This is a genomic window from Romboutsia sp. Marseille-P6047 (genome assembly GCF_900604535.1).
In the GTDB taxonomy this organism is placed as follows: domain Bacteria; phylum Bacillota; class Clostridia; order Peptostreptococcales; family Peptostreptococcaceae; genus Romboutsia_E.
Genome location: NZ_UWOT01000006.1, coordinates 189968 through 195967, shown reverse-complemented (window position 1 = coordinate 195967; position 6000 = coordinate 189968). Strand labels below are relative to the sequence as shown.

The window sequence follows — 6000 nt, the reverse complement described above, 5'->3', positions numbered from 1 at the left end:
AAGTAATATGTTGATAACTTGCTAATTTATGTTAGTAACCCTGTTGATATCGTTATGTACTGGTAATGTCAGTTCTAAAATCATATATAATGTTTAAATTTCAATATCGACATAAAATAATAAATTTTATGTTATTTGTATTTTTATGTTTTTTTAATCTGCTTTATTTGATTTATTAATATCGCTAAAAGTAATACTAATAAATAACTTAGTATTACCTTTAAACGTATAACATAATATTCCACTATCTTAATGTCCAACCATTAAATAGTTTAGGGAATATATATTCAACTATGCTTAACCAGCATTTAAATGTTAGTCCAATAATTACTATTGCAGTAATAGTTACTATAGCTAAAATTAATAAAGCAATTAAAGTTCCCATTTTACCATTATCCTTTTCAAATTTTTCTAACACTAAAATTGATTTTACTATTAAATTTTCCATAAAAAATACACCGTCCTTATTTTATTGTTGAATTTAATAACCGAATGGTGTATACTCATAGTTGCGAAGTATGGGGCATACACCTTCGGGTTGTGTCTCTTTTTTTATTTTTATAAATCTAAATCCTCAATATCAAAATCATATTCTACATTAGGCGTTTTATTTTCATTGTCCTTATCATTATCATTTGAAGTTTCAATAACTCCTATTTTATTAATTAATTTATTTGCTATTTCATCTAAGTGATTTTCTAGAGATGAATTAATATAATTTTCTTCTCTTTTCTTTTCTACACTAGCTAAGTCTTTCAAAAATGCTGTTTTAGAACTTTTACTTACAATGTAATTATAAAGATCCTCCTCTTTATCCGTAAAAGTTACTCTTATTTCTCTTGCCATTTTTTCACTCCTATTTTATAAAATCCTTTAGCATTAGATTTTATATCAGTTACTGGTATAGTTTGAGGATATAATTTCTTAAAGGTTGGATATACTTTCTCAGCACCACCACCTGTAAGGATTATATTTGTATTTGATAAGTTTGGATATAAACCTCTTAACTCATTTACTATTGTCTTTATACTTTGTAGCATAATTTCATTTTTGTAAGATGTATCTTTATTTAATAAATCTTTATCGCCATCAAAGTATTTTTTTGCATCTGCTAAAGTTATATCTAGATTATACGGCTTATTGCTTAGTGCCTTTCTAGCAACCCTATATAAGTCTAATAACCCATACTTAATTGACTCTCCACCTATGAAGTTATAACTCTCATTGAATTCTGCTATATCAGTAGTACCTCCACCGATATCAACTACTAATGTATCAAGCCCCTTTTCACATTGAGCCATAACTCCATTAGCCTTTAATCCATATGATTCTGGAACTACTAATACGTTATCTATATATATTTGTCTTTTATTATCATTTATAGATATTTTTCTAAAATTATTTTCTTTTATAAATTCCTTTAGTTCATCCTTTCTGTCATTGTACTGTCCTGCTGGTATACCTATAACAAGATTTACATGATCTTCTTCCGTAACTTTTGCTATTGTATAAAACATTAGTGGCAAGAAGTTTTCTTTTTCATGTTTAACTAAATTATTTTCAAATTCCCCTTGCTCAACAACATATTTTTTACCTTCAAACTCTATTACATCATTTGAGCCAAGTTCATTTATATTTGTGTACTCCTTTATTCTACTTTCAATAATCTTATGATTATCATTTGTAAATCCTATAGTAGTTATATTTCCTACATCAATACTTACTATTTCAACCATTTTTCTCCTCCAAAATTGTTAGTTATTTTGTAACTCATATTTATAATATACACTATATTTTCGCATCTGTAAATATATTTATTACAAAATTTTCCGTAATTTTGTAACTATATTAATTTTTCTAAATTATTTAAGTCTAATTTTATATTTATAATATTAAAATTAGTATGCTTTGAGACATGTTTATTGCTTACAACAATGATATCTGGAAACACAGGGAATACATCTTTCCACTTTCGGCTATAGTAAAGTTTTTCATATTTATCTAAATCGAATTTTTTTCTATTTTCAACTTCTACAAAATAGATTTTGTTTTGTCCATTAACATTTATAGCTATAAATGCATCTGCTATTATATTTTCTAATTTATAGGGAACTTTATATTTTAATAAATTTATATTATTAACTTTTAACTTTGATATGAATTGTGAGAGTATTAATGCATGTTTTAAGTTAATTGGCTTTTTTCTAACATAATGTATTTTTTCTGTGATTACATTCTCTTGGTATGATCTTATATATCCATGTTCGGATAAATACTTTAATCGTCTTTGACATGGTCTAACACTTGAATTAAAATATAAATCTGAAATAGTAGTAGTAGTAGCAACTTTAAAATCCTTTAAAAATTGTATAATTTCTTTATCTCTATCTGTAATAATAATTTTTTTCATAATATTTTATATATTGTCTAAAAAACTCAAATCTTCTAATATATTCGTTTTTAAAGGCTTTTCTTTTTTATTACTATCTACTTTATTATTTAAGTGCTTATAACCGCTATACGGCTCTTTTACGGCTTTTATATTTGATATATATTTTCTAGTCAGTTCCTTTACTTGTTGATCTGTTATAAAAAATGATTGAAACTCAACTATATAAGACCCTCTTTTAATAAGTCCATGTCCTTTACCTCTTAATTTATCTGCACCTTCTTGATCCAATGCAACTATACTATTCTTACTATCTTCACATTTAAATACAATTCTGTTGTTTATGTTCGCCTTCACAACATTGTCTATTACGTCATTTGAGGGTCTTTGGGTTGTAAGAAATACATAGCACCCACTAGCTCTAGAGATAGCTATAAGTTGCTTTAATAATTTCATAGCTGTTTTCCTTTTATCCTCTAATAGTAGAACAATTTCTTCTACATAAAGTATTTGGTACTTTAGTTTCTTAACTCCTGGAAGTCTATTGTATTCAAATATACTTGTTACGTTATTTTTCATAAATAAATCATATCTATTATTTGTTTCTTCTAACAGATCTGCGATAACTTCTGTTGTATCTTCGACTGTATATACAAATTTCTTGGTATGCTTTAATTTAGAAAATAAATTTAACTCAACTCTTTTTAAATCACATAGATATAATTCTAATTCACCAGGACCATATAAATTTGATACACTTGTTAATATTGACTTAGTACATACAGATTTACCAGAACCAGTTGTACCAACAATATAAGTATGCGGATCTTCTTTAAGGTCTAATATTACCTTTTCATTAAGACTTTCTCCTATAGGGAATTTAATACCTTCTGTCTTTTCTTTTATTGGTAGTTTGTATGGTATATTATAGTTCAATTCTTTTGTTATAACCTCAATCTCTATATATCCCTTACGCTCCCTTATATCTATTTTGTGTCTCAATTGAAGTTCAAGTGATTCTTTGCATTTTAAAAAATTTGATAATCCTAAACCTATTGGTGCTGACATTAAATAAATATAACCTTTATCGCTTGAATAAATTTTTATTTGCTTTGGGTATTGATCCTTTTTATTCTTTAATTCGACAGTCTTAAAAAATGTCTCAATATTAAATTGTTCTTTTATATCTAATAACTCATACAATAACTTTTTTGATACTTTTGCTACATCAAATATACAGTCAACTAAAGGCTCTAAAATATTCTCGCTACTCATAATAATCCCCCTTATATAATAAATAATGAGCATTAGAGGTATATAAACTATAGGTATTAAAGTTAAACGGGGTGTACGTTCTTATAAATGCCTAAATAGCTTATTATTTACGAACGTACAATATCTAATTTAAATCTAAAAGTGTTACCTCTGAACGCACACTTTGAACGTACACTATAATTTATTCTACTAACTTGTATAACATTCCTATTTAATGCCCAAAATAATTTTAAAGGGGTGTATATTAATGCTAAATCAAAAATCATATGTATATAGATTTATCGATAAAAATAAAAAAATAATTTACGTTGGCAAAACCAATAATCTAGATAGAAGGTTTGGTCAACATTTTAATAAAGGCGGCCATCTTCCAAAAGAATGTTATAACTCTGTTTGGAAGATGGAATATATAAAAGTTGATAGTGAGTTAAATGCACTATTACTAGAAACTTACTATATAAACAAATACAGACCTAAGTATAATAAGTTAAATAAAACGTACAAAGCCACATCTACTAAAAATGTAAATCTTAAGGAGATAAGTACTAATTGGAAAACATTTAGAATAGTTCATCCATCATTATCTCCGAAAGATCATGTACATAAAAAGCTAACTCTTAAGCAAAATATAATTTTTTACTCTATAGCAGTTGTATCTATAGCGATAGTCACAGTTATATATTTTAGATAAGGCATTTAATTGAATTTTTCTTTTTGACTATCCATAAGCAATTTTTCTAATTCATCAGGTGTATATTTAGAAAAAGTATTATTTACATTATGAGCTCTATTTTTAGGAATAAATATGCTTTCGTTAACATCAGATCTACTATAAAAATTCTTATCATCATTATAAATTTTTTCTAACAAAGAAAAATATTCTCCTTTTTCTTTTAAAAATATATCTATTGCTTTTTCTAACCTAGAGGAATTAAATTTTTTACATTTATTTTCCTTGTTTTTTGAATTGATAATTAAATGAGTTCTTTCTTCTATTAGTTTTATATTTATATGCTTTTCTTTATCTTCACTACAGCTAAAATCTTTTGATTTTTGCTTATTATGTGTAGTAGAAGAATAAGTATTAATAGTAGAAGAATCTATAGTACATTTTTGTACCACGGTGTCCGTAGTACATTTTTGTACCACGGTGTCCGTAGTACATTTTTGTACCACGGTTATATCATCACTTATTAGCATCTTAAAAACTACTGGATTTATATGCACATATATTTCACTTTTTACTCTACCTTTATCATCTCTCTCAGTAGATTTATTTCTAAGTAGTACTTTAGAAAGGCTTCCGCTAAGCATTCTTTTAATTTTTTGCTTACATGCCTTTGTATACTTTTTATCTAGTTCGATTTTTTCAACGCTTGAAAGCTCATCATAATCTGAAATAGTATATTTAGGGTGTGTTGTAAATAGTATTGGCAGTTCTTGTATTAAGTAACTATAACTTATCCAATAACCCATATCATTTACTTGTTTTATATATTTCTTTTTCATATCAGCTGTATTTTTAAAATCTACAAACCATCTAAGTAAAACAAGATCTTCTGCATTAAGACCTAATGTAATTGCATTTTTCTGATTAAATCCTTCGATTGTGTATTTCATATATTATTTCCCCCTTATAATTAAAAAAACCTTGATACTTTTCATATCAAGGCTTAAAGGACAAATTTAAATACACAAATTTAATCTATATAGTTGAAATACTAACATAATTATGCTAATATTATTACATAAATTAATAAGTATATAAAATAAGTCTACTAAAAACTACTTGATATCTGGTTCATATCATTTAGTGCTTTAACTTCGAGTTTGCGCTCTTAGTTAAGCAGTAGGCTTTTTTTATGTTTAATTTTAATTCAATAATAAAACTAAATGTAAAAAATGTCAAATAAAAAATGAGGTTATGTGTGCAAACTAATACGGTAAGTTATATAATTAAAAATTTTATACAATAAAAAGTAACACTAATAGTTTATATAAACTAGATCTAGTGTTACTTTTTTAAATACAGATATATATTTTTTATATTAGTTCTACCTAATAGGTAGTCAGAGCTTACACCAAAATAGTCAGCAGTTTTATTTATTATATCTTCAGTAGCTGCAGTCTCACCATTTTCTAATCTAGATAACGCTCTTTGGGTTATATTAAATACTTTAGCTAATTCAACTTGAGTAAGTTTATGTTTTTTTCGTAGCTCTTTTAATCTTTTATTAAACATTATACACCTACTAAAATATATTTTTATAATTAATATTTTAGTATATTTTTACCATATATTGTAATCTATTGACCTTCGAGACGAAAAACGTCTA

General features: G+C 25.8%; 8 protein-coding genes. 1 reads left to right on the top strand and 7 read right to left on the bottom strand.

Annotated features, from left to right (window positions below; all coding sequences use genetic code 11):
- Positions 1 to 244: 244 nt before the first annotated feature.
- The 5 genes from EIH23_RS08575 to EIH23_RS08555 all read right to left on the bottom strand — a co-directional run bounded on the left by EIH23_RS08575 (position 245) and on the right by EIH23_RS08555 (position 3664).
- Positions 245 to 448 carry a hypothetical protein gene (locus tag EIH23_RS08575; RefSeq protein ID WP_122639877.1) on the bottom strand — a complete coding sequence of 68 codons (204 nt, stop codon included), beginning with the start codon at positions 446 to 448 and terminating at the stop codon, positions 245 to 247.
- 110 nt (positions 449 to 558) lie between these two features.
- Positions 559 to 846 (bottom strand): hypothetical protein, encoded by a 288-nt coding sequence (locus EIH23_RS08570; protein WP_122639876.1) that lies wholly within the window; start codon positions 844 to 846, stop codon positions 559 to 561.
- Positions 831 to 1736 (bottom strand): ParM/StbA family protein, encoded by a 906-nt coding sequence (locus EIH23_RS08565; protein WP_122639875.1) that lies wholly within the window; start codon positions 1734 to 1736, stop codon positions 831 to 833. Before EIH23_RS08565 ends, EIH23_RS08570 begins: the two co-directional genes overlap by 16 nt.
- A 107-nt stretch (positions 1737 to 1843) precedes the next feature.
- A complete protein-coding gene (locus tag EIH23_RS08560; RefSeq protein WP_122639874.1) occupies positions 1844 to 2410 on the bottom strand; it encodes a replication-relaxation family protein in 567 nt (188 codons plus the stop codon).
- 6 nt (positions 2411 to 2416) lie between these two features.
- Complete coding sequence (locus tag EIH23_RS08555; protein WP_164489027.1) at positions 2417 to 3664, bottom strand: FtsK/SpoIIIE domain-containing protein; 1248 nt, start codon at positions 3662 to 3664, stop codon at positions 2417 to 2419.
- Positions 3665 to 3911: 247 nt separating this feature from the next.
- Here EIH23_RS08555 and EIH23_RS08550 point away from each other — a divergent pair, with 247 nt between their 5' ends.
- Complete coding sequence (locus tag EIH23_RS08550; protein WP_164489026.1) at positions 3912 to 4355, top strand: nucleotide excision repair endonuclease; 444 nt, start codon at positions 3912 to 3914, stop codon at positions 4353 to 4355.
- 5 nt (positions 4356 to 4360) lie between these two features.
- Here the strand turns inward: EIH23_RS08550 and EIH23_RS08545 are convergent, their stop codons facing one another.
- Both EIH23_RS08545 and EIH23_RS08540 read right to left on the bottom strand, forming a co-directional pair.
- Positions 4361 to 5284: a hypothetical protein gene (locus EIH23_RS08545; RefSeq protein WP_122639871.1), complete on the bottom strand. Its 924-nt coding sequence runs from the start codon at positions 5282 to 5284 to the stop codon at positions 4361 to 4363.
- A gap of 394 nt (positions 5285 to 5678) precedes the next feature.
- Entirely contained in the window at positions 5679 to 5906 is a 228-nt protein-coding gene (locus EIH23_RS08540) for a helix-turn-helix domain-containing protein (RefSeq protein ID WP_122639870.1), read from the bottom strand.
- Positions 5907 to 6000: the final 94 nt, after the last annotated feature.

Coding starts and splice junctions, on each gene's coding strand:
- EIH23_RS08575 (WP_122639877.1), bottom strand. CDS start 448: ATGGAAAATTTAATAGTAAAATCAATTTTAGTGTTAGAAAAATTTGAA.
- EIH23_RS08570 (WP_122639876.1), bottom strand. CDS start 846: ATGGCAAGAGAAATAAGAGTAACTTTTACGGATAAAGAGGAGGATCTT.
- EIH23_RS08565 (WP_122639875.1), bottom strand. CDS start 1,736: ATGGTTGAAATAGTAAGTATTGATGTAGGAAATATAACTACTATAGGA.
- EIH23_RS08560 (WP_122639874.1), bottom strand. CDS start 2,410: ATGAAAAAAATTATTATTACAGATAGAGATAAAGAAATTATACAATTT.
- EIH23_RS08555 (WP_164489027.1), bottom strand. CDS start 3,664: ATGAGTAGCGAGAATATTTTAGAGCCTTTAGTTGACTGTATATTTGAT.
- EIH23_RS08550 (WP_164489026.1), top strand. CDS start 3,912: ATGCTAAATCAAAAATCATATGTATATAGATTTATCGATAAAAATAAA.
- EIH23_RS08545 (WP_122639871.1), bottom strand. CDS start 5,284: ATGAAATACACAATCGAAGGATTTAATCAGAAAAATGCAATTACATTA.
- EIH23_RS08540 (WP_122639870.1), bottom strand. CDS start 5,906: ATGTTTAATAAAAGATTAAAAGAGCTACGAAAAAAACATAAACTTACT.